Raw genomic sequence first — 21,647 nt, 5'->3', positions numbered from 1 at the left:
GCGGTTGGTCCACGTGGCTCACCCTACGGCGGGTGCCCGTGCCCCCCTCGTCGTCCGTCCCGTCCCTGGTCACGCCAGTGGTCTCCACCAATATTGGTACGGCGACGCGTGCGGATGCCCTGGCCTGGCGAACCCGGAGCGGCGATAGTTGAACGGCTGTCGTGCACCTGCCGTCCACGTGATGACGACTGGGGGACCCCCGCCATGACCAGACCCACTCCACGTCGCACCGTGCTGGCCGCCGCGCTCGCGGCGGCGGCGGGGGCGGCGGCCGCACCCTCGGCACTGGCCGCGCCGGCCGCCTCCTCCACGGCCAAGGGAACCGGCACGACCGCCGGCACCGGATCCGGCTCGGGTTCCGGCACCGGATCCGGCTCGGCGAGGGGGGCCGCCCGCGTGGACTACCACGGCTGGACCACGTACACCGACTGGCGCTCCGGCGCCGCGAACGGCGCCCGCGCCGTTGCGGGCGCACGGGCCGGAGTCGTCATCGGCGCCCCGGCCGGAGTCACGGACTACACCGACCCCCACACCGGCAGGACAGCCACCTGGGAGTACGCCACCTGGACCTCGCCGGTCCGCAAGCCCGCCACCCCGGCGAGCGAGGTCGTCGCCTCCTGGAACGCCCGTACACCGGCGGGCACCTGGATCCAGATCGAGCTGCTCGGCACGTACACCGACGGCAAGGACACACCCTGGTACGTGCTCGGCCGCTGGGCGGCGGGTGACGCGGACATCCGGAGGACCTCGGTCGACGACCAGACCGACGGCCGGAGCACCATCTGGACCGACACCCTCTCGATCGATGACACGACCGGGGGCCTGCGCCTCGCCTCGTACCGGCTGAGGCTCACCCTGCACCGCAAGCCCGGGAGCGACAGCACACCGACGGTGTGGCGGCTCGGCGCGATGGCCTCGGACCTCCCGGACCGCTTCACCGTGCCGGCCTCGACGCCGGGGCCGGCGGCGGGCAGGGAGCTGAAGGTGCCGCGCTACTCGCAGAACATCCACGTCGGCCAGTACCCGGAGTACGACAACGGCGGCGAGGCCTGGTGCAGTCCCACCTCCTCGCAGATGGTCCTGGAGTTCTGGGGCCGCAAGCCCACCGAGGAGGACCTGGCCTGGGTCAAGCCGGAATACGCCGACCCGCAGGTCTGTCATGCCGCGCGCCACACCTTCGACTACCAGTACGAGGGCTGCGGCAACTGGCCGTTCAACGCCGCGTACGCCGCCACGTACCGCGACATGCAGGGCATCATCACCCGCCTCGGCTCCCTGAACGACGTCGAAAAGCTGATCCGCGCGGGTATCCCGGTCATCACCTCCCAGTCGTTCCTCGAGGAGGAACTCGACGGCGCCGGCTACGGCACGGCGGGCCATCTGATGTGCGTGGCGGGCTTCACGGCCGGCGGCGATGTGATCGCCAACGACCCGGCGAGCGACAGCAATGACGCGGTCCGTCGGGTCTACAAGCGCCGCCAGTTCGAAAACATCTGGCTGAGGACGAAGCGCTACGGGGCGGACGGCAAGGTCAGAAGCGGTACGGGAGGCGTGGCGTACCTCTACTGGCCGGCCAGGCCGACCGCGTCCCAGGCCCGGGCACTGCGGGAGCTGGGCATCCGCTGAGCCCCGGTCCTGACGGCAGCGCCGGCTGCGGTCGGGGCTGAGGTGGCCGCAGCGGTCCTCCATGATCTGGATGGAGCTGTGCCCCATCCAGCGGGACACCTCGCGGAGGGGAACACCGTTGCTCAAGGTCAGGTGGCCCACCGCCTGGCCGAAGCGAAGGCGCCGGCCCGCCGGCTCCTTCTTGGGCAACGCAGCTGGGGGTACCTCCCAGCGGTGGCTGGGGGAGGCCGTGCCAGGGCGGCGAGCGGGTGAACCCTGGCTGACGCGGCTCCAGGCAGCCGTAGCGGGCGCACGCTGTCTTGTGGCTGGGCCCTGCGTCATGGGCGCGGATTTTGTGATCGCACGGACGTGGGTCCTCTCCTCGTGTCACCGTGCGATTGCGCTATGAAGCCGCACCCTTTTTGAGGAGCACGATGCCCGTACCCACCCCTGAGCAGAGAACGGCCGTCGATACCTTCCGACGCGGGGACCACCTGGTCTTACAGGCCGGCGCCGGAACTGGGAAGACGACGACGTTGGCGATGCTCGCGGCCAGCACCACCAAGCCCGGCCGGTACATCGCGTTCAACAAGTCGATTGCGAACGACGCCGCCCGCAGGTTTCCCGGCAATGTGCGGTGCAAGACCGCGCACTCGCTCGCCTTCGCCGCCGTGGGTCACAAGTACCGGTCCCGGATGAACGCGCCCCGGGTGCCGGGCTGGAAGACCGGGGCTTCCCTGGGCATCAGCATCAACATGAGGGTCCGGATCGGCGAACGCAAGGTCACCAACAAGGCGCTCTCCTACACGGTGCTGCGGACCGTCACCCGCTTCTGCCAGTCCGCGGAGCGCACCCTCAAGCGGCACCATGTTCCCCGCCTGCGCGGCGTCGAGGCCGAGGACCTGCACGCCCAGCTCGTGGACATCGTCCTGCCGTACGCGGCCAAGGCATGGGACGACCTCCAGAACCCCCAGGAAGGCGTCGTCCGCTTCGACCATGACCACTACCTGAAGATCTGGGCACTGACCGAGCCGAGGATCGAAGCGGATTTCCTGCTGCTGGACGAGGCCCAGGACACCAACCCCGTGGTCGAGCAGATCTTCAACGCCCAGCGGGACCACTGCCAGCTGGTGATGGTCGGCGACTCCGCCCAGGCCATCTACGGCTGGCGCGGGGCGAGGGACGTGATGAGCGACTTCGACGGCAGTCAGCTGGCCCTGTCCCAGTCGTTCCGCTTCGGTGCCGCGCTGGCCGAGGAAGCCAACCGGTGGCTGCACATCGTCGACTCCCCGATCCGTCTGACCGGCACCCCGGCCATCAACACCCGGCTCGAACGTCTGGAGCAGCCCGACGCGATCTTGTGCCGGTCCAACGTCGGCGCCATGCTCGAAGTCATGCGCCAACTGGAGGCCGGCCGCCGCGTCGCGCTGGTCGGCGGCGGCGACGCGCTGCGGGCCCTGGCTCGGGCAGCGCGCGATCTGAAGGCCGGTAAACGCAGCACCCACCCCGAGCTCATCCTCTTCGAGAACTGGGGCGAGCTCCAGGAGTACGCCGAGTACGACCCGTCCGGGCGCGACTTGCTGCCGCTGGTCGACCTGGTCGACGAGCACGGGGTGGAGGTGATCCTGGAAGCGGTGGACCGGCTCGCGGTCGAGCAAGGGGCCGAGATCGTCGTCTCCACGGCCCACAAGTCCAAGGGCCGTGAATGGGCTTCCGTACGCATCGGCGAGGACTTCGAGGAACCGGTCGACCAGGAAGAGACCGACGAGAACGGGGATCCGCTGCCCGGCGACATCGACGACGCTGAGGCTCGTCTCGCCTACGTCGCCGTCACACGGGCCCGGCACAGCCTCGACTTGGGCGGTCTGTCCTGGATCAACCGGCACCCGGACGGTAACCCCGGTGGCACACGGCCGCCGCAGGACCCCGAACGTCCCTCAGGGTGGGACGCGTTGGGGCCCGCGCCGCACTGAAAAGGGACGGGAGGCGGCCCGGCGGCATTGTCAGTGGCCTCTGCCACCGTGGAGCCCAGGACGCGGGCACTGCACGGGGACGGTGACGTCAGAGCCGATGACGGCAAGCACCCAGAGCAAGGCCGGATCGATGCCACGGCTGAGGATCTTGGCTGCAAGTGGACCTGGTCGGCCGTCCACCGCGTACGGCCTCGGGCCCCGCTGACCTGCCCGGAATGGGCTAGTGGAGTCGCCCGGGGGCGGTTGTCTGTACCTCTCGGGCTGCCCGCCTCGCCGGTGCAGGAGCTGGGCGTCCTGGTCGTAATGCTTCGACGCATGCCAAAGTAGACCCATGTCGAATACGCAGGTACTGCCGCTGTTGGAGCCTGAAACCGTGGCTCCGTGCTGCCCCCCGGTGACCGAACGCCCCCTGACCGCCGAGGAGGCGGAGCGGACGGCGAAGATGTTCAAGGCGCTCGGCGACCCCGTCCGACTGCGGCTGTTCTCACTCGTCGCCTCCCATGAGGGCGGTGAAGCGTGCGTGTGCGACATCTCCGACGTCGGCGTCTCGGGGCCGACCGTCTCCCACCACCTGAAGAAGCTCAAAGAGGCCGGGCTGCTCTCCTCCGAGCGGCGCGGCACCTGGGTCTACTACCGCGTCGAACCGGCGGTGCTGGCAGCGATGGGGCAGCTGCTGACCACCGCCGCCGCTGACTGATCCTCCACCCCACTCCCTCCAGGAGCCGCATTACGTGTCCATGCCCACAGGCCCGGCGGCGGCCGTCGTCGGGCCTGTGACGGCTGCGCACGCAGAGGAAGTCCTGGCTCTTTACCAGGCAGGCATCGATGAAGGGAACGCCACCTTCGGGACTCCCACCTGCCGTTGGGGTTGCGGATCCCTGCGTAGCAGCCCTCCCTGACGCGGTGGCGGAGTCCACCCAGCGGACCATGGCGCGAGAACACGCCGAGGGCCCGTTGCCGCCCGGTGGAGGCAACGGGCCATCGTCACGCGTGCCCGGTCAGGCTGTGGCGGACGCGGTGAATCCACGGCGCCAGGCGAGCGAGACATACACCAGCGCCACCAGCACCGGCACCTCGATCAGCGGGCCGACGACGCCGGAGAGGGCCTGCCCGGAGGTGACGCCGAAGGTGGCGATGGCGACCGCGATGGCCAGTTCGAAGTTGTTGCCCGCCGCGGTGAAGGCCAGGGTGGCGGTGCGGTCGTATGCCAGGCCGATCGCCTTGCCGAGGGCGAAGGTGCCGAACCACATCAGCGCGAAGTACACCAGCAGCGGCAGGGCGATGCGGGCGACGTCCAGCGGCTGGTTGGTGATCGTCTTCCCCTGCAGCGCGAAGAGGATGACGATGGTGAACAGCAGGCCGTAGAGGGCGAACGGCCCGATCTTCGGCAGGAACTGCTGCTCGTAGTTCTCGCGGCCCAGCTTCTTCTCGCCCAGGCGGCGGGTGAGGAAACCGGCCAGCAGCGGGATGCCGAGGAAGATGACGACGTTCAGTGCGATCTTCCACATCGAGATGTCCAGGTGCTCGCCGTCACCGAGGCCCAGCCAGCCGGGCAGCAGGTCGAGGTAGAACCAGCCGAGCACGCCGAAAGCGATGACCTGGAAGATCGAGTTCAGCGCCACCAGGACGGCGGCTGCCTCGCGGTCGCCGCAGGCCAGGTCGTTCCAGATGATGACCATCGCGATGCAGCGAGCCAGGCCGACGATGATCAGGCCGGTGCGGTACTCCGGCAGGTCCGGGAGGAAGATCCAGGCGAGGGCGAACATCACCGCGGGCCCGAGGACCCAGTTGATCACCAGTGAGGAGATCATCAGCCGCTTGTCGCCGGTGACCGCGTCCAGCTTGTCGTAGCGGACCTTGGCCAGCACCGGGTACATCATGATCAGCAGGCCGACCGCGATCGGCAGGGAAATCCCGCCGATCTCGACCTTGGCCAGGGCGTCGTTCAGACCTGGGATGACACGACCCAGCCCCAGTCCGAGGGCCATGGCGATCAGGATCCATACGGCCAGGAAGCGGTCGAGGGTCGAGAGCTTGGCGACAACAGTCGCGCCACCCGGATCGGATGGCGCGGCAGTGGTGACAGGTTCGGTGCCGGTCACGGGCATGACCTTTTCGTTTCGGCGGCAAGGGTGGTACGGGCGGTCTGGGCGAGCGCGGCGAAGGAGCCCGCCAGCGTTTCGAGGACGTCAGGGCGCAGCTTGTAGTACGTGTACCGGCCGCACGGCTCGGTATCCACGACTCCGGCCTCGCGCAGCACTCTCAGGTGGTTGGAGAGGTTGGTCTGCCGGGCACCCGTCTCCTCTACGAGGTGGGTGGTGCACAGCGTCTCGTGTGCGAGGAGGGTCACGATCCGCAGCCTGAGCGGGTCGGCGAGGACCCGGATCAGATCAGTGTCGACTGACGTCATCATGGGCTGATACTGTCACATCAGCTGGTGCTGATGCCACCCGCCCCGGCCCTCGTATGAAGAGAGAGACCTGATGTCCGAGAAGCCCTCCGTCCTGTTCGTCTGCGTCCACAACGCCGGGCGTTCCCAGATGGCCGCTGCCTGGCTCACCCACCTGGCAGGCGACCGCGTCGAGGTCCGCTCCGCCGGCTCCACACCCGCCGACCAGGTCAACCCGGCCGCCGTCGAGGCCATGAAGGAAGTCGGCATCGACATCACCGCCGAGACTCCCAAGGTCCTCACGGTCGACGCGGTCCAGGCCTCCGACGTAGTGATCACCATGGGCTGCGGTGACACCTGCCCCGTCTTCCCGGGCAAGCAGTACCTGGACTGGCAGCTGGAGGACCCGGCCGGGAAGGGCGTGGAGTCCGTACGCCCGATCCGGGACGAGATCAAGACCCGGATCGAGGGCCTGATCTCCGAGATCGCCCCAGCGGGCACCAACAAGTGACCGCTGCGAACATCCCGTACGCCAAGGGCGGACGCGGCCACGCCACCGGCCAATACCAGGACCGGGCCGCGGGCGCCGAGTTGGTCGGCCAGGCGACCGGCCGGGACCGACGCCGGGGTGGCGGCGACGTTGTACGCGGTGTACAGGCCCAGCGATCGGCGCCGCGGTCTTCGTCCCATGTTCCCGGGCCGGCAGGTCCGAGGCCCGGCAGGCCCCGACGCCCGAAGGGGCCCGGGGTCGGTTGATCCGGCCGCCTCACACCGCCGCGCGCTCCGGAATGGGCTGCTCGACGCCGTTCAGCTCCAGCGTGCACCTGGGGATGAGCGCCCCGAGCCGTGGCTGATGCACGAGGACCCGGAACGGGACGGGCGGCTCGCCGGGCAATTCACCGTTCAGCACGCTTGTCCCTGTGCCGTGCCCACGCTGAAGGAAGACTTCCTTGCCGTCGACCAGCAGCTCGATCCGGCTCGTCCGACCGGGCCCAACGTTCACCGTGATGGAGTGGCCGGCGTGATCGAGACGGAAATGGTGGCTACGGCCCATGACCCACCTCCGCAGTGCCGCCTGTGGTGTCAGCCTAGGCCCGCCGCGCCCTTTCTGCCCGTGAAGAGTGCTGGTGCGGCTTCGCCCGGGAATCCGGAGCGTCCTGTGCATGCCGTGGGAATCGGACGCCCGCCCGCGAGTGCCGAAACCTGCGGGCGGGCATATGCACAATGCGTACGCCGGAGGCGGCGGTGAGAGGGGGTCGTGGCCGACCGGAAGACCGGTGCCGCACCCGCCACGCGCTGCGCTCCTGGGTCGAACAGGCCACAGCCGGCCGTACCGCCGCGGAAGGGAAATGACCATGGCAACCCATGCCGATCCGCATCTGACCATGGTGCGCCCGGTGACCCCCCGCACCCCCGAGGGGTGCGAGGAATGTCTGCGCATCGGGTCCCCGTGGGTACATCTGCGGATCTGCCTCACCTGCGGCCACGTCGGCTGCTGTGACTCCTCGCCCCTCAAACACGCCCGCGCCCACGCCGGAACCATGGCCCACCCCATCGTGGCCTCCATGGAAGCGGGAGAGGACTGGCGGTGGTGCTTCGTCCATGAGGCGCTGGTCTGACGACGGACGACGACACCGGGCCGGAACCCGCCGCACAAGCGCGACACCGAGGACACCTGAACGACCACCGGGGCGGACGGATCCGGCCCCGGATGCCGGGCAGCGACGGAGAGCTGCGCTGTGTCAGGGCCTGCCGCCCTTCCGGAGAGCCCTCCGGAAGGGCGGCACCGACCGCGGCGACCGGCTCCGCCGGCCCGGCCGTGGCTTCTGCCGTCGGCGTACCCCCTTGCCTTCGCGAAGGCTCGGCGTAACGTGAATTACATGATTACGAAAGAGCAGGAGGAGGCACTGCGCGGCTGGTTCGCCGGGCGGCTGCCGGACGGACTGTTCGTCGAGCTCCTGGACGTGACCGCGGACCGTGAGGAGATCACTGTCATCGGCCGGATCCCGGAGCCCGACCTCGGCGCCGAGGCGTCACAGGTCGAACGCGACGCGGCCCTCGACGGGCGCATCGCGGAGTTCCGGGAGCGCACCCGGGACGAACGCATGGGAGTCGCCCGCGAGGCCGAGCGGCGCTACGGGCGCAAGGTCTCGTGGGGCGTGGAATGCGGCGGCAGGCGTGCCCTGTTCACCAACGTCGCCGCACCGGTGATGACCCGGCTGCGGCAGCCGGAGCGCCAGGTGCTGGACACCTTGATCGCCGGGGGCGTCGCCCGCAGCCGCAGCGATGCCCTCGCCTGGTGCGTACGCCTGGTCCAGCGCAACGCGGACACCTGGCTGACCGAGCTGCGCGACTCCCTCGAACACGTGCGGAGAGTACGCGCGCAGGGACCGGACGCGGAGTAGGGCCTGACCGCACGGCCGAGTGGGACGAGCGGCCAACGGACTGTGAGCCGGCCGGGCGTACGCCCACCGTGACATGACACGCCTGGTCACGGAGGAACAGCAACCAGCGAAACCGGACCGCCGCCAGACCCCGTCCGCCAACGATCGATCAAAAGGAGTACCCAGCCTTGCAAAAGAACACGTACTGAGTTTGTTCTTCGACCGCTGCATTGTGGAGTTCGAGCAGCGTATGGGCGTGGAACCCACATCCCCATACTGTTCTGGGCATGGGCTATGGCTGGCCGATGACGGGGCGGGATGAGGAGCTTCTCTTCATCGAGTCGAGAATGCGGCGTACCGACGGGCAGCCACGTGGAGTCGTGCTGGCCGGTGAGCAGGGGGTCGGTAAGACGCGGCTGGCGCAGGAGGCGCTGGCGGCAGCCGGCCGGCGCGGGGCGGCCACAGCGTGGGCGGCCGCAACCGCCTCGGCGCGGTCGCTGCCGTTGGGGGCGTTCTCGGGGCTGCTGGGTGCGGCGGGCCCGGATCCGGCTCATATGGTGCAGCAGGCCCTTGCGGCGCTGCTCGCCCGGGCGGGCCGCGGAGGCGTCGTGGTGGGGGTCGATGACGCGCATCTGCTGGACGAACTCTCCTCGCTCCTGGTGCACCAGCTGGCGCTGACGCGTGCGGTGACCCTGGTGGTCACCTTGCGCGCCGGGGCCCAGGCGCCGGACGCGGTGACGGCGCTGTGGAAGGACGGCCTCCTCGACCGTCTGGACGTCCGGCCGCTGTCCGAGCCGGAGTCGGCCGCGCTGCTGGAGGCGGCGCTGGCCGGGCCCGTGGACAGCGCCGGCGCCGCCCGGATGTGGGCGCTGACGCGCGGCAATGCGCTGTTCCTGCGGCACCTCGTCGACGGGGAGCTGGAGTCGCGGCGGCTGCACAGGGCCGGAGGCATCTGGCGCTGGTCCGGTACGCCGCAAGTGTCCCCGGTGCTCGGTGAGTTGGTGGCAGCGCGCATGGGCCAGCTGTCGGAGTCCGTACGCCGGGTGGTGGACGTACTCGCCCTCGGTGAGCCCCTGGGCGTCGCCCTGCTGGGAAAGATCGTCGATCCCGGTGCGGTGGAGCGGGCCGAGGAGTCCGGTCTGGTCTGCGTCGAGCGGGACGGCTCGCGGCTGGAGGCGCGGCTCGCCCACCCTCTCTACGGAGAGCTGCAGCGCAAGCGCCTGGGACAGCTGGCGACCCGTCGGCTCCGGGGCCGGATCGCGACCGCGCTGGCCGCCACCGGAGGCAGGCGTGCCGATGACGTACTGCGCCGAGCCATCCTCGTGGTGGACTCCGACCTCGCCCCCGATCCACGGCTCCTCACCGATGCCGCCCAGCACGCCATCGGGCTGCTCGACCTGACGCTGGCCGAGCGGCTCGCCCGGGCGGCGGTCCGCGGCGGCGGAGGCTTCGATACGCGGCTCAGCCTGGCCTCCGCTCTGTCATGGCTCAACCGGCCCGCGGAGGCGGAAGCGGAACTGGCCTCCCTCTCCCGCGAGGCCGCCACGGACGACGTACGCGTGATGATCGCGGTCCCGCGTGCAGCCAATATGTTCTGGTCGGGGCGCGACCCCGCCGGGGCCGAGACGGTGCTGAACGAGGCGGCGGCCCGCGTCACCGATCTCGGCGCTCAGCATGTGCTCGGCGCAGTCCGGGCGGCCTTCGACGCCTTTCTGGGCCGGGCGGACGCCGCCGTGGAGCGGGGGAGGTCCGCGCTCGCCTGGGAGGCGCTGCCCGACCAGGCCGTCGTCATGGCTTCCTTCGGAGTCGTCGGCGGGCTCGGTGCTCTCGGCCGCGCGGACGGGATCGGTACGGCCGCCTCCCGTGCCTACACCGCCGCCGCCCGGTCGTTCGACGCCGCGGTGCCGGCCTTCGGACTCAGCGACTTGCACATGATCGGGCTGCGGATCGTCGGCCGACTGGACGAGGTCGAGGACATCGCGCGGGCCCGCCAGCGTCTGAGCGCCCAAGTCCCCGGGCCCTTGCAGCCGATGGGTGTGGCTCTGCTGGGACACGCCGCGCTCTACCGGGGGCGGCTGCGGAGCGCCGTGCGCCTGTTGCGCGAGGCCCGGGCGGGGCTGGCACCGATGGACCAGGGCTTCGTCGTCCGGTGTCTGATGAGCCTCACGGAGGCGCTGGCCCTGACCGGCGACGCCAAGGCGGCCCGGCAGGCGCTGACGGAGATGGAGGCGGAGAGGCACCCGGGGGTCGCGTTCCTGGACACGGAGTGCGTGCTGGCCCGGGCCTGGGTGGCGGCCGCCGAGGGTGCGGTCGGCGAGGCCGTCGCCCTGGCGCGCCAGGCGGCCTCGCTGGCGTCCGGCCGGCCGGGGTGCGAGCTGTTCGCGCTGCACACCGCCGTACGACTGGGGGACCGCACAGGCGCCGGCCGGCTCGCCGAGTTGGCCCCGATGCTGGACGGCCCCCGTGCACCGGTCGCGGCCGCCCAGTCCGCGGCGCTGGCGGCCGACGACGCCTCCGCTCTGTCCGTTGCGTCGACGGAGCTGCTGCGCATGGGTGACCTGCCGGCTGCCGTGGACGCGGCAGCCCAGGCCGCGGCCGTCCACCGCCGTCAGGGCAGGAGCGCCGCCGCGCAGTCGGCGGCCGCGAAGGCACACCAGCTCGCGGACGCGTGCGAAGGGGCCCGTACACCCGCGCTGATCGCCGCCGGCCGGCCGCTGACGCTGACGGACCGGGAGCGGGAGGCCGTCATACTGGCCGCCCAGGGCCTCTCCAACCGGGAGATCGCCGCCCGGTTCGTGGTCTCCGTACGTACTGTGGAGGGCCACCTCTATCGCGCGTACGCCAAGCTCGGCACCACGAACCGCGCCGAGCTGCATGAACTGCTCTTCACCGGCCATCACGACGCTCCGCGCGCCCCCTCGTCCGCGGTCGAGTAGTCCACTACTCGTGTGCGGGGCGGCACACCCGCGCGATGCTGTCGCTCACCGCCATGCACGGTGCGCTGCGCGGCGCGAGCCCGGCGAGCGTCGCGAACAAGCTGCTCAGTGCGCGGCATTGGCTGCCGGGGGAGGCATGAGCATGAGGCAATTACGGGGCATCAGGCGTGGCGTGGCCGCGCTCACGGCGATTCTGATCGGTCTCGCGCCGATGACGACGGGGTGCTCGGTCGGGAAGGTCGGTGTCAAGGCAGTCGCCCGGGGCGCCCCGGCCGCCGCACCCTTCTTCGAGGAAGCACTCGGCCTGGGCGCGGACATCCTGCTCGACGGGGCGCCGGCCCTGGAGGGCGGTACGAAACAAGGCGACAAGCCCGGTCTGTACGGCGGATCACGGAAGAGCAGGAGCTGCCTCAAGGGCAAGCTCGTCCGCTTCCTCAAGGATCCCGCCAACCACCGGAAGGCCCTGGAATGGGCCAAGGTCCAGGGCATCGACGTCCATGAGATCGAGAAATTCGTGAAGAAGCTGACACCCGTCGTCCTGCGCAACGACACGCTGGTGAAGAACCACGACTTCAAGAAGGGCAAGGCGGAAGCCTTCGACGCACTCCTGGAGGCGGGAATCGCCGTCCTCGTCGACATGTACGGCCGCCCCGTCGTCAAGTGCAGCTGCGGGAATCCGCTGGGCGTTTTCGCGTACGACGTGGATCGCGCGGACGTGCATTTCGAGGGCACGAACAAGAAGTGGAAGGCGTACGAGAAGGAGAAAGTCGTCAAGGTCGAGCCCGTGCCCGAGGAACGACCGGTCACGGCGTACGAACTGGTCGACGTCGACCGTAAGGGCGCGGGGCTGGAGCGGCCTGCCGGGACGGACGGCGCGGAGGACGAGCCGCTGCCCGACGACCCCGACGCCGAGCCTGCCGAGGCCGGGATTCCCGATGTGACGGGCAAGCCGGTCCAGGAGGCCACACGGATTCTCGAGGACCTTGGTTTCGAGGTGCGAACGACCGAAGGCGACGGGCCGTCCGACAGCGCCGGGCCCGGCACCGTCCTCGAGCAGAGCCCGGCGGCGGGCGAGCAGGTGGCCCGCGGCTCGACGGTGACGCTCACGGTGGCCCGGAGCGGGACCCCGTCCGGGACGGAGTCACCCTCCTCCTCGCCCTCGGTCCCGCCGACCGATGACTCGGCGGGGACGGACGCCGGCGGGACCGATGCGGGCGGGACGGACGCGGGCGGGACGGACGCGGGTGGGGCCGATGTTGGCGGGGCCGATGCCGGCACATCCGAAGGCGGAGGAGCCGACGCGGGCGCATCCGAGGGCGGCGGGGCCGCCAACGGCGCGGCTGATTCCGATGGTTCCTCCGGCGGTACCGGTGACGACCAAGCCTGAGCCGATCCAGTCGGCCCAGTCGGCCCAGTCGGCCGAGCGTGCCGGCCGCCCAAGAATGCTGGTGTCTCTCAAGAGGAGTGAACTCATGCCCGACATCGTCTCCGGTGCGATCGCAGAGCGGTGGCACGCCCTGGGTGGGGTTCTCGGTAAGCCCATCGCGCACCCCGAACCCTTGAGGGGAGGCCACGGCTTCTCGGCAGCGAACGGCCACTATCAGGCGTTCGAGCACGGCAATATCGCGTGGACGCCGGACCAGGGCCCGAAAATGACCGTCGCGGCGTACCAGCAGGACCGGCAGGCCGTGTTCGCCTGGGGGCCGACCGATCCCTTCCATTACGACCGCTTCATTGTCCGTTGGTGCCTGACGACCAGCGCGATTCCCGACCCGCCGGATCGGTGGGCGCAGAACGACGTCGAGGTGGACGGCCGACGGACGTTCGGATGGTACGGCCCGCTCTCCCCGCCGAGCGATATCGGCAGCAGTGAAGGGTTCCGCTTCTTCTTCATCGTCGAGGGCTACGACAACAACGGCAGCAGCCGTCAGGGCTGGACTTATCCCGTCACCGTCCGGGTGCGCTGAACAATGGCGTCAACGCGGTCCTGGCGTTTGTCCGGTCTCGAGTCCGAGGAGCCGCGTCGAACCCGGGGCCGCCCCGAAGCGGCCGGGACCGCCTCCGGTTCCCGCGGCCGGACATCCCGGCCGCCGGGGCCCGCGCAGGCGGTTTCCGACGGCCACCGGTCGCGTCCCGCCGCTCGCACCGTACCTCTGGCGCACCATCACGGCGTCTGCGGTACACGCGGTTCAGGCGGCGGGGCGTGACGAGGCGAGATGAGCGAAGACCACCACGTTGTCGACGTAGTCCTTGGCCTTCTTGTCGTATGCGCCACCACAGGTGATCAGGCGCAGCTGCGCGGAGGCGGTGTCACCGTAGACCCGGTCATCGGGAAATCTCGCCTTGCTGAAGGTTTCGACGGAATCGACGGTGAACCTCGCCACGGTGCCGTCTTCCCGGGTGATGTCGACCGTACTGCCGGGTCCGAGCCGGTCGAGCCGCGCGAAAACCGCCGGACCGGTCTTGGTGTCGAGGTGCCCGGCGACGATCGCGGAGCCGCGTTCGCCGGGTGTGGCACCGCTCCGGAACCAGCCGACGAGATTGGTGTTCGTGGCGGGCGGTGCGTTGAGCCGGCCGGACGCTCCGAGGGACAGTGGGGTGAAAGGTGCGTCGACGGCGATCTCCGGAATGGACAGCCGCTTCGGCGTGGAGCGGCGCAGCGCGGGAGCGGCGGACGGGGTGCCGATTCCGGAGGGGCCGAGGCCGGGTGTGTCGAAGTCGGGTGTGTCGAATTCGGTGGTGGCGTAGTCAGGGGTGTCGAATTCGGGGGTGGCCGTCGCGACGGCCGCGGGACGGGGCTGCGGCTTGGCATCGGCTGCGGAGTCGTCGAAGGAGTGATGGACCATGAGGATGCCCAGCCCCACCGCCGCAGCGGGCCACAGCAGGGCCCGGCCGAGGGAACGGGAGGCGGGCGCCGTCCGGGGCGCTACTGACTGGGGTGGCCTGCGGGGCGGCATGGAACGGTGCCTTTCGTGAGCGGGGGGACCGGGTGACGCGGCTGACTGGGCGACCGGGCTGGGCGCGGCAGGGCGCCGGGCGGCGGAGCGAGGGTTTCGCGGCGGCGGAAACGCAGGCGTCGCGGCCACCGCCGACGGGGACGGTGGCCGCGACCGCACCGCGACCCACCAGGGGTACCGCCTGCTCAGGCGGCTGCAGGACCGGCAGCATTGCGGCGACGGCGCACGATGTACGCACCGGCGCCGGCACCACCGAGCACCAGCACCGCGCCGGCAGCCAGGCCGCCACCGGACTGCGCCAGGCCGCCGCCGCCGGTGTGCACGCCGCCGTGGGGCCTGCGGCCTTCCCATGACTTTTCGTGGTCGCTGTCCTTGCGGGAGTTCTCCTTGTCCCCGCTGGAGGGAGAGTTGCCGTTCTGGTCCCAGTCGTCGGCCCTGGTCAGGGAGAGGGCGCCGCCGCCGGTGTGCACGCCGCCGTGGGGCCTGCGGCCTTCCCATGACTTTTCGTGGTCGCTGTCCTTGCGGGAGCTCTCCTTGTCCCCGCTGGAGGACGAGCCACCATCGGGACCCCAGTCGTCGGCCATGACCACGGCGTTCGCGGCAGGGGCGGAGATGGCGAGGACCGCGGTGATGGCGGCTGAGGCGAAGAGGGTGCGGGCAGTGCGCATGAGACCGATTCCTTTCGCCGCAGACTGCGACGGCTGACACGTCGTCGGCTCATCGGATCGCAGTGGCGACGTCATCACCCTCAGCCCGATCACGACCCCGCACCACCGGAGAAGTCCGCATTCGAGGGACCTCGTAGGCTCAACGGGTGGTGAACGGCGACATAATCACCCATTGGACGGCGCGGCGCCGCGGTGACGCCATCGCGATGGGGTAGAGGCGTGCGCGGGGCGGCAGCGCCGGGGACCGGTGGATGCCGACCGCAACCCGGCGACCCGGCTCCGGTATGCGGAGGTGCGGCGGACGGGGGCGCACACACCGGGCTCCGGCTGCCGTCCGACACTCAAGGGCGGGATTCGAGTGAACGGTCAGGCACCCATGGGGCGTTCGGAGCTGGGCACCGGTCGTGCGGTCCGTACGGTCCAGCCGCTTCCCCTGCTGACCTCCCGTCGCCATAGCGATCTGCTGCGGCATGGGCGTTTGCGGCGGTTCATCCTGTCCGTCGGCGCGGGCGGAGCCTGCGCAGTCGCTCTTCTCACACGTGGCGGCCGGCCATCCGGATCGGGCCGGACCGGACCGGCGTAGGGCCCGCGGTTCCACCGCCGTACGGGCGGGACCGGACCGGCGCACGGGCGTGCGAGGCGGGGACCGGCCGGGCTCGATCGCCGTACGGGCCGGACCGGACCGGCCCACCAACAGGGCCCGACCGCCGTACGGGCCGGGCTCAACCGGCGTCCTCGTCGGGGCCCGAGCACACCAAGGCGGCGCACGCGGCCTCGAAGCGCGATCCGGACACGGCGCGGCCCGGCAGCTTCCATACGCTAGCGTACGGCCTTATGGCGCAACACCGGGAACAACGGCCGCCCCAGGACCGGGGGCGTCAGCGACTGACCGCGCGGGACTGGACGGACGCGGCACTCGCGGCGATCGGCGACGGCGGCTTGGCGTCCGTCGCCGTCGAACCGCTCGCCAAGCGCCTGGGAACCACCAAAGGCAGCTTCTACTGGCACTTCCCCAACCGGGAAGCCCTGGTGGAGGCCGCACTCACCCGCTGGGAAGAGATCAACACCGAGCACGTCATCGAGCAGGTGGAGACGGAATCCGACCCCAGGCGGCGACTCCGGAGCCTGTTCAAGGCGGTACCCGCGGCCGTCGCCGGAGACCCCGTAGAAGTCACGCTGCTGGCCTCCGCCTCCCACCCCCAGGTCGCGGCCGTACTCCAGCGGGTGACCGAGCGTCGGGTCGACTTCCTCACCCAGATCTTCACCGACCTCGGCTTTTCGCCGGACGAGGCACAGCGCCGCGGGCTGCTGGCCTACACCACCCACCTCGGCCATATCCAACTGATCCACGCGGTGCCGCGGATGCTCCCCGCCACCACCGACGACCAGCGGCTCTACCTCAACACCATGCTCCACGTCCTCCTCCACCAGGACTGACTCCCCGTCAGTCGCCGTGGAGCCCGCACCGGCTGCGCGAGGCCCGGGAGGATGCCAAGGACGAGCCCGGGGCGGCGGACTTCTACTACGGAGAGGGCCCTGCGTCCAGGGCCCGGCCGACCCGGGGCAGCGACGTACGGGCCACTGGCGCGGGGCCGGAGTCGGAGCAGCTGACGAGATCGCCCGAGCGGCGGCCCTCCGTCGACGGGGCCGGAAAAGATCGCCGGGTCGTCTGCGCCGTTTCCCGGGGCCCCGGTCTCCTCGGGGTACGGTCCTGCCATGTCTCGATCAGTCGAAACCGGCCCGTTGCCGTCTTCCGTCACCGCGGACGATCTCGACCGTGCCGTACAGCTCGCTCTGGCCGTCCTGCGCGAGGCACCCCCGGCGGCGTGGGACAACAAGGCCGGTTCGCTGGAGTGGGACTGCTGGGAGACCGTCGAGCACCTCAGCGACGACCTCTTCGCGTACGCCGTCCAACTGGGCCCCAGGAAGCCGCCCTTGGACGGTGCGGTGCCCTTCCTGTGGGAGAGCCGGAGGCCGGGCGGCCCGGCGAACGCCGTACACGCCGACCGCACGGCCGGGCCCGCCGGGCTGTTGCAGGTGCTGGAGGCGAGCGGCGCGTTGCTGGTCGCCATGGTGCGAACGACGCCCTCCCAGGTCCGTGCCCACCACATCTGCGGGGTGTCGGACCCCGAAGGCTTCGCCGCGATGGGGATCGTGGAGACCCTGGTGCACACGCACGATCTGGCCGAGGGGCTCGGGCTCGTCTGGACCCCGCCCGCCGGTCTCTGCTCGAGGGTGCTCACCCGGCTGTTCCCGGACGCCCCGGCCACCGCGGACCCCTGGCCCACCGTGTTGTGGGCGACCGGACGCGTCGCACTGCCGGATCACCCCCGGCTCACCGACTGGCGCTGGTACGGGAGCCCCCGGTCACCGGTCCCGGGTGCGTGACGGGACCCGCGGGCCGGCCGGACTCGCCGACCGCGTCGGCGCGGGGGCGCGGTCGGCGCGGTCAGTGCGTCACGGCCGTGCGCCGACGCCCGTGGCGACCTCCTGAGCACGCCCCCGGGGCAACCGCGACGCCAGAGGGGCGGTCGGCATGCCGGCTCCTTCCGCCAGTCCTTCCAGAAATTCCCTGAGCGCTTCCTCGGCGCTGTACCGGGGCGACCAGCGCAGATCCCGGTGAGCGCGGGTGGTGTCCATGATCGGAAGGCGCAGTACGGCGTCCAGGAGGTGGGGGGAGGCCGGGACCAGATGCAGATGCCAGGCAGCGGCCGCCGCAGCGCGCAGCGGTCGTACGGGAGTCGGGAAGGGCCGGGCTCCCACCAGGTCGGCGAGGAGACGGGCGTCGACGACGGGGTGGGCGGCGAGGTTGAAGGCCCCGTGCGACGTGCCCACCGCCGCCAGTCTGTACGCCTCGGCCGCATCCGCGGTGTGCAGGGCCTGGAAGCGCAGGCCGTCGACCGAGGGGATGCCGGGTACGAACTTGGAGTGCGCGAGGCTGGTCGGCAGCAGCGGGCCGGCGAACAGCCGGCGCTGTTCGGTGGCGGACTCCCTCTTGAAGATGAAACCCGGGCGCATCCGCACCACGCGGACCCCGGGGTTGTCGCGTTCGAAGGTGTCGAGGACCCGCTCCAGATAGGCCTTCTCCCGGCAGTACGCCGCATCCGGCCAGCCGTGCGTGGGCCAGGACTCGTCGACCGGCGAGTCCTTCGGCCCGGGGGAGTAGGCGCCGACCGACGAGGCGTACACGAGCGCCGGCACCCCGGCGGCCCGGACGGCGTCGAAGACCCGGAGGCTTCCCAGCACATTGGTACGCCAGGTGGTCACCGGATCATGGGTGGGCTGGAAGAGCCAGGCCAGATGGATGACGACGTCCGCGTCCAGGAAGTGCTCGGTCAGATCGACGTCCTCACCGATGTCGGCGCTCACCCACCGTGTCTTGGCCGGTGACCACCGCGGAATCCGGCGGGCGAGTCCGAGCACCGCCTCGATGCGCTCGTCCTCGCCGAGCGCCTGGACCACACTGGTGCCCACGTTTCCCGTGGCGCCCACCACGACGATGCGCAGTCCGGCGGGTACCGGGCCGGGACGTCCGTCGCTGTTCATGGCCGACTCCTCTCACCGCGGGTTCTCCGAGTGACCCGCCGGGGACGGCCGGAAACCCGGCTCCGTGGCTTCTCCTTGCGCCTGCCCTCCTCGGCGGCCTTCCCGAGATCTTCGTCCCGCTGTCGCTGCCCCTCTCCGGCCTTGTCGGAGAGGGGCAGCACGGTCACCGCGGGGGCGGCCGCCGGCGCTATCCGCGGTCGGCGGCGAGATCCGGCGCGAGGCCGGTCATGTAGTCGGTCCAGATCTGCCGGGGGAACACACTGCCCCGCAGCGAGTCCTCGCCGCCCACGCCCTCCATGGGCAGCAGCGGCTTGCCGGGCGTCGAACGGAACATGGTCACGGACGTGGACAACGTCTCGGTGTAGCCGACGAACCACGCCGACCGCATGGTGTCGTTCGCACCTGTCGTCGCCGCGGCGAACGGGCCGAGGCCAGCGGCCTCCGCCGCTGCCCCCGTGATCTCGGGCACGCCCTGGAGCACCGAGGTGACCTCGGCCGCCACCTGCGGATCCATGGCGTTCCGCGGCTGCGGCCGCTGCAGGCCCTCGACGGGCACATCGTTCCTGAGCACCTTGGTCACCGAGTACGGCTCGTGCTGCACACCGCTCTCGGCGATGGACGCGTAGGCGTCGGCCACGCGGATGGCGCTCGGGGTCGAGGTGCCGAGCGGGAAGGACGTGTCCCGGGGCGCCATGCTGTCCTTCAGCATTCCGGACGCCACGGCCATGTCCTCGACCTGTTCCAGCCCCGTGTCCGAGCCCAGCAGCAGCAAGGGGGTGTCCGCGGACGTCACGATGGCGTCGCGCAGGCTGGGGAACGGGGATAACGCGGCCGGCTGGGGACCGGCCACGGTTCCGTCCCGCTCGGCCATCCACAGCGGACCCGCCGACCGTAGGGTGCCGGTCTCGTCGTAGAAGCTGTCCGTGGACACCGGCTGTACGGATCCGTCGTCCGCGGTGGCTCCGTGCTGCAGAGCGGCGGCGAGCACGAATGGCTTGAAGACGGAAGCGGCGGGGACACCGGAGGTGTCGGCGTTGTTGGTGAAGTGTTCGGTCGCGTCGGTGCCGCCGTAGAGGGCGACGATCGCTCCGTCCCGCGGCCGTACCGACGCCGCGCCGACCTGGACATGCCGGTCGGCCTCGCGCGCCCGCGGATCGATGTCACGCTTGAGCACACCCGTCACCGATGCCTCGAGCTGCCGCACCGCGTCCTTGTCGAACGTGGTGTGGATCTGGTAGCCGCCGCGGTCGAGGTCGGCGTCCGTCAGATCCGTGTGCTTCTTGATGTACCGCTTGGCGACGTCGACGAGATAGCCGGTCTGCCCGTCCAGACCGGTGGAGGTGGACTGCTTGCGCGGCTCGGGGAACGTCGTGTACTTGGCGCGTTGCTTTTCGCTCATCATGCCGAGCTCGACCTGCCGGTCCAGGATCCACCGCCAACGCTCGACCGCACGACGGTGGTTGTCCTTCCCGAGCGCCGGATCGTACGCGTTCGCGCCCTTCAGCAGGGCGGCCAGCACGGCTCCCCGGCCGGGGTCGAGCTTCTGGGCCGGGACGCCGTAGTACGCCATGGACGCGGCCTGGATGCCGTACGCGCCGCGGCCGAACCAACTGGTGTTGAGATAGCCCTGGAGGATCTCGTCCTTGGACTTCTGGTTGTCCACCTTCAGCGCGATACAGAACTCCCGCAGTTTGCGCGAGACCGTCTGGTCCTGGGAGAGGTAGGTGTTCTTCACGTACTGCTGCGTGATGGTGGACCCGCCCTGGGTGTCCTGACCGCGGGCCATATTGGCGAGAGCCCGGGCCAGGCCGCCGATCGAGACACCGGGATCGCTGTAGAAACTCGCGTTCTCGGCCGCTATCGCGGCGTTCCGGACCGAGGCGGGGACCTTGGAGAGCGGAAGATTCTGCCGGTTGACCGCGCCCACGCTCACCATCTGGCTGCCGTCGGCCCAGTAGTAGACGTTGGCTTGCTGACGCGCCTCGGCGTTCTCCCTCGGGATGTCGACATTGACGTAGACGAGGGCGAACAGGCCCGTCAGCGCGGCGCAGCCGACCACGGTCGTACCCAGCAGCAGCCGCCACGAAGGGAGCCAGCGCCGCGCACCGCGCCTGTCCGCGCGGGGGTAGTCGATGAAGCGTCTGCGGCGGGAGACGGAGGTGCTGCCTCCCGACGCGGGTCGGCGGAGCCGTCTGGCCGCCGCCCGCCGGGGAAGGACCGATCCGCGGTGCACCACGGTGTGCCCCGCCCGCCGGGAGCGGGGCCGATGCCGTTTCTCGCCCATGCTGCGACTACTCCTCGATCAGGTCGCTCATGCCGGAAGGCGAGGGCTCACACCGACGTCACGAACGCCTGCGGGGCGCGGCACTGAGCCGCGTCCGCACCGCGGTAACGCCTGTTCCACGAGCCGCACGATGTGTTGCCTCCTCCCGACGCCGGATCCAGCCGCGGCGCGCTCCCGGCAGGGCAGACCTGGCACACCTGACGCGGGCGCAGCGCGGCGCTGTCCTCGCAGACGGTCACGCGGCCCGTCGACGTTGCGTCGGCCGCCCGAGGTGTGAGCGAGACCACGCGGCACGGGCCGGTCCGGCGCCGGGCTCGACCAGCGGAACCGGCCGGGCCGATACTGAGCCGATGCGCCGAGCCTTCGCCCATGACGCGGTGGTCGTCCTGGATCCGGGCGGCGATGTGCGAGCACCGGGCGCCGCCGTCACTGCCGCGCTGTGCGGGCACTGTGAGCACGACCCGCCGTGCCCCAAGGGGCCGCACCATACGGGCGCCGAGCGGGACGGCGACGTGGTGTCGCTGCGGGTGCTGTTCGCCACCGAACCCTCGGCCGAGGCGGAGGTCCGCGGCCGGACCGAGGCAGCCCTGTCCGCGGGCATCCTCGACGGTCCGGACGGCGTCACCACGCGGTGGCGGCTCCGTCGTGCCGACTCGGGTCCCTCGGACGGGACGAGGCCGGGCACGCGGAGCAGCTCATGCGCGGCTGAGAGCCCGCTCAGGCGACGGCGGCGGACGGAGCGAGCCCGCGCCGGCGGCGGTGTGGTCGCGTCGTGACCGGGCCGGGGTGCTGTCCCGGATCGTCCGAGCGGTTACGACGGCGACAGCGGACGGGCCTTTCCCGGAGGCCCGCCCCTGTGGTCTCCTTGAAGGGGCACCGAGGGCCACCACACAGACGCGGAGAAG

At 70.9% G+C, this 21,647-nt stretch carries 19 protein-coding genes; 12 read left to right on the top strand and 7 right to left on the bottom strand.

Annotated elements, in window-relative coordinates; all coding sequences use genetic code 11:
• Positions 1–204 precede the first annotated feature (204 nt).
• The 3 genes from ACTWQE_RS11450 to ACTWQE_RS11440 all read left to right on the top strand — a co-directional run bounded on the left by ACTWQE_RS11450 (position 205) and on the right by ACTWQE_RS11440 (position 4,275).
• Complete coding sequence (locus ACTWQE_RS11450; protein WP_443328772.1) at positions 205–1,626, top strand: peptidase C39 family protein; 1,422 nt, start codon at positions 205–207, stop codon at positions 1,624–1,626.
• A 413-nt stretch (positions 1,627–2,039) separates the two neighbouring features.
• Positions 2,040–3,578 carry a UvrD-helicase domain-containing protein gene (locus ACTWQE_RS11445; RefSeq protein ID WP_443328771.1) on the top strand — a complete coding sequence of 513 codons (1,539 nt, stop codon included), beginning with the start codon at positions 2,040–2,042 and terminating at the stop codon, positions 3,576–3,578.
• 331 nt (positions 3,579–3,909) lie between these two features.
• Entirely contained in the window at positions 3,910–4,275 is a 366-nt protein-coding gene (locus tag ACTWQE_RS11440) for an ArsR/SmtB family transcription factor (RefSeq protein WP_443328770.1), read from the top strand.
• Positions 4,276–4,576: 301 nt separating this feature from the next.
• Here the strand turns inward: ACTWQE_RS11440 and arsB are convergent, their stop codons facing one another.
• The gene (gene arsB / locus ACTWQE_RS11435; protein WP_443328769.1) at positions 4,577–5,686 is read right to left on the bottom strand and encodes an ACR3 family arsenite efflux transporter; all 1,110 of its coding nucleotides are present in this window, start codon (positions 5,684–5,686) and stop codon (positions 4,577–4,579) included.
• Positions 5,677–5,991: an ArsR/SmtB family transcription factor gene (locus ACTWQE_RS11430; protein ID WP_443328768.1), complete on the bottom strand. Its 315-nt coding sequence runs from the start codon at positions 5,989–5,991 to the stop codon at positions 5,677–5,679. Before ACTWQE_RS11430 ends, arsB begins: the two co-directional genes overlap by 10 nt.
• 70 nt (positions 5,992–6,061) lie before the next feature.
• On the opposite strand from ACTWQE_RS11430, the gene ACTWQE_RS11425 reads away from it, so the two are divergent.
• A complete protein-coding gene (locus ACTWQE_RS11425) occupies positions 6,062–6,478 on the top strand; it encodes an arsenate reductase ArsC (RefSeq protein ID WP_443328767.1) in 417 nt (138 codons plus the stop codon).
• A gap of 255 nt (positions 6,479–6,733) precedes the next feature.
• Here ACTWQE_RS11425 and ACTWQE_RS11420 read toward each other — a convergent pair whose 3' ends face one another.
• Positions 6,734–7,021 (bottom strand): hypothetical protein, encoded by a 288-nt coding sequence (locus ACTWQE_RS11420; RefSeq protein WP_443328766.1) that lies wholly within the window; start codon positions 7,019–7,021, stop codon positions 6,734–6,736.
• A 301-nt stretch (positions 7,022–7,322) separates the two neighbouring features.
• On the opposite strand from ACTWQE_RS11420, the gene ACTWQE_RS11415 reads away from it, so the two are divergent.
• The 5 genes from ACTWQE_RS11415 to ACTWQE_RS11395 all read left to right on the top strand — a co-directional run bounded on the left by ACTWQE_RS11415 (position 7,323) and on the right by ACTWQE_RS11395 (position 13,254).
• Positions 7,323–7,586 (top strand): UBP-type zinc finger domain-containing protein, encoded by a 264-nt coding sequence (locus ACTWQE_RS11415; protein WP_443328765.1) that lies wholly within the window; start codon positions 7,323–7,325, stop codon positions 7,584–7,586.
• A 261-nt stretch (positions 7,587–7,847) separates the two neighbouring features.
• A complete protein-coding gene (locus ACTWQE_RS11410; protein WP_443328764.1) occupies positions 7,848–8,372 on the top strand; it encodes a hypothetical protein in 525 nt (174 codons plus the stop codon).
• A 266-nt stretch (positions 8,373–8,638) separates the two neighbouring features.
• A complete protein-coding gene (locus ACTWQE_RS11405; RefSeq protein ID WP_443328763.1) occupies positions 8,639–11,287 on the top strand; it encodes a LuxR C-terminal-related transcriptional regulator in 2,649 nt (882 codons plus the stop codon).
• Between the two features lie 142 nt (positions 11,288–11,429).
• On the top strand, positions 11,430–12,674 hold the full coding sequence (locus ACTWQE_RS11400) for a DUF6777 domain-containing protein (RefSeq protein ID WP_443328762.1): 1,245 nt from the start codon (positions 11,430–11,432) through the stop codon (positions 12,672–12,674).
• A gap of 85 nt (positions 12,675–12,759) precedes the next feature.
• Complete coding sequence (locus ACTWQE_RS11395; protein ID WP_443328761.1) at positions 12,760–13,254, top strand: hypothetical protein; 495 nt, start codon at positions 12,760–12,762, stop codon at positions 13,252–13,254.
• Between the two features lie 222 nt (positions 13,255–13,476).
• Here ACTWQE_RS11395 and ACTWQE_RS11390 read toward each other — a convergent pair whose 3' ends face one another.
• The gene (locus ACTWQE_RS11390) at positions 13,477–14,244 is read right to left on the bottom strand and encodes a class F sortase (protein ID WP_443328760.1); all 768 of its coding nucleotides are present in this window, start codon (positions 14,242–14,244) and stop codon (positions 13,477–13,479) included.
• Positions 14,245–14,429: 185 nt separating this feature from the next.
• Positions 14,430–14,912 carry a hypothetical protein gene (locus ACTWQE_RS11385; RefSeq protein ID WP_443328759.1) on the bottom strand — a complete coding sequence of 161 codons (483 nt, stop codon included), beginning with the start codon at positions 14,910–14,912 and terminating at the stop codon, positions 14,430–14,432.
• Between the two features lie 834 nt (positions 14,913–15,746).
• On the opposite strand from ACTWQE_RS11385, the gene ACTWQE_RS11380 reads away from it, so the two are divergent.
• Complete coding sequence (locus ACTWQE_RS11380; RefSeq protein WP_443328758.1) at positions 15,747–16,349, top strand: TetR/AcrR family transcriptional regulator; 603 nt, start codon at positions 15,747–15,749, stop codon at positions 16,347–16,349.
• Between the two features lie 279 nt (positions 16,350–16,628).
• A complete protein-coding gene (locus ACTWQE_RS11375; protein WP_443328757.1) occupies positions 16,629–17,300 on the top strand; it encodes a hypothetical protein in 672 nt (223 codons plus the stop codon).
• Positions 17,301–17,369: 69 nt separating this feature from the next.
• On the opposite strand, the gene ACTWQE_RS11370 is transcribed toward ACTWQE_RS11375, so the two are convergent.
• Both ACTWQE_RS11370 and ACTWQE_RS11365 read right to left on the bottom strand, forming a co-directional pair.
• On the bottom strand, positions 17,370–18,458 hold the full coding sequence (locus ACTWQE_RS11370; protein WP_443328756.1) for an NAD-dependent epimerase/dehydratase family protein: 1,089 nt from the start codon (positions 18,456–18,458) through the stop codon (positions 17,370–17,372).
• 187 nt (positions 18,459–18,645) lie between these two features.
• Positions 18,646–20,742 carry a transglycosylase domain-containing protein gene (locus tag ACTWQE_RS11365; protein ID WP_443328755.1) on the bottom strand — a complete coding sequence of 699 codons (2,097 nt, stop codon included), beginning with the start codon at positions 20,740–20,742 and terminating at the stop codon, positions 18,646–18,648.
• 350 nt (positions 20,743–21,092) lie between these two features.
• On the opposite strand from ACTWQE_RS11365, the gene ACTWQE_RS11360 reads away from it, so the two are divergent.
• The gene (locus tag ACTWQE_RS11360; RefSeq protein ID WP_443328754.1) at positions 21,093–21,518 is read left to right on the top strand and encodes a hypothetical protein; all 426 of its coding nucleotides are present in this window, start codon (positions 21,093–21,095) and stop codon (positions 21,516–21,518) included.
• Positions 21,519–21,647 lie beyond the last annotated feature (129 nt).

The sequence above is a fragment of the Streptomyces sp. 8N706 genome (assembly GCF_052245415.1).
Lineage (GTDB): Bacteria > Actinomycetota > Actinomycetes > Streptomycetales > Streptomycetaceae > Streptomyces.
Note: the sequence above shows the minus strand (reverse complement) of the source record. Positions and strands in the feature narration are given on the sequence as shown.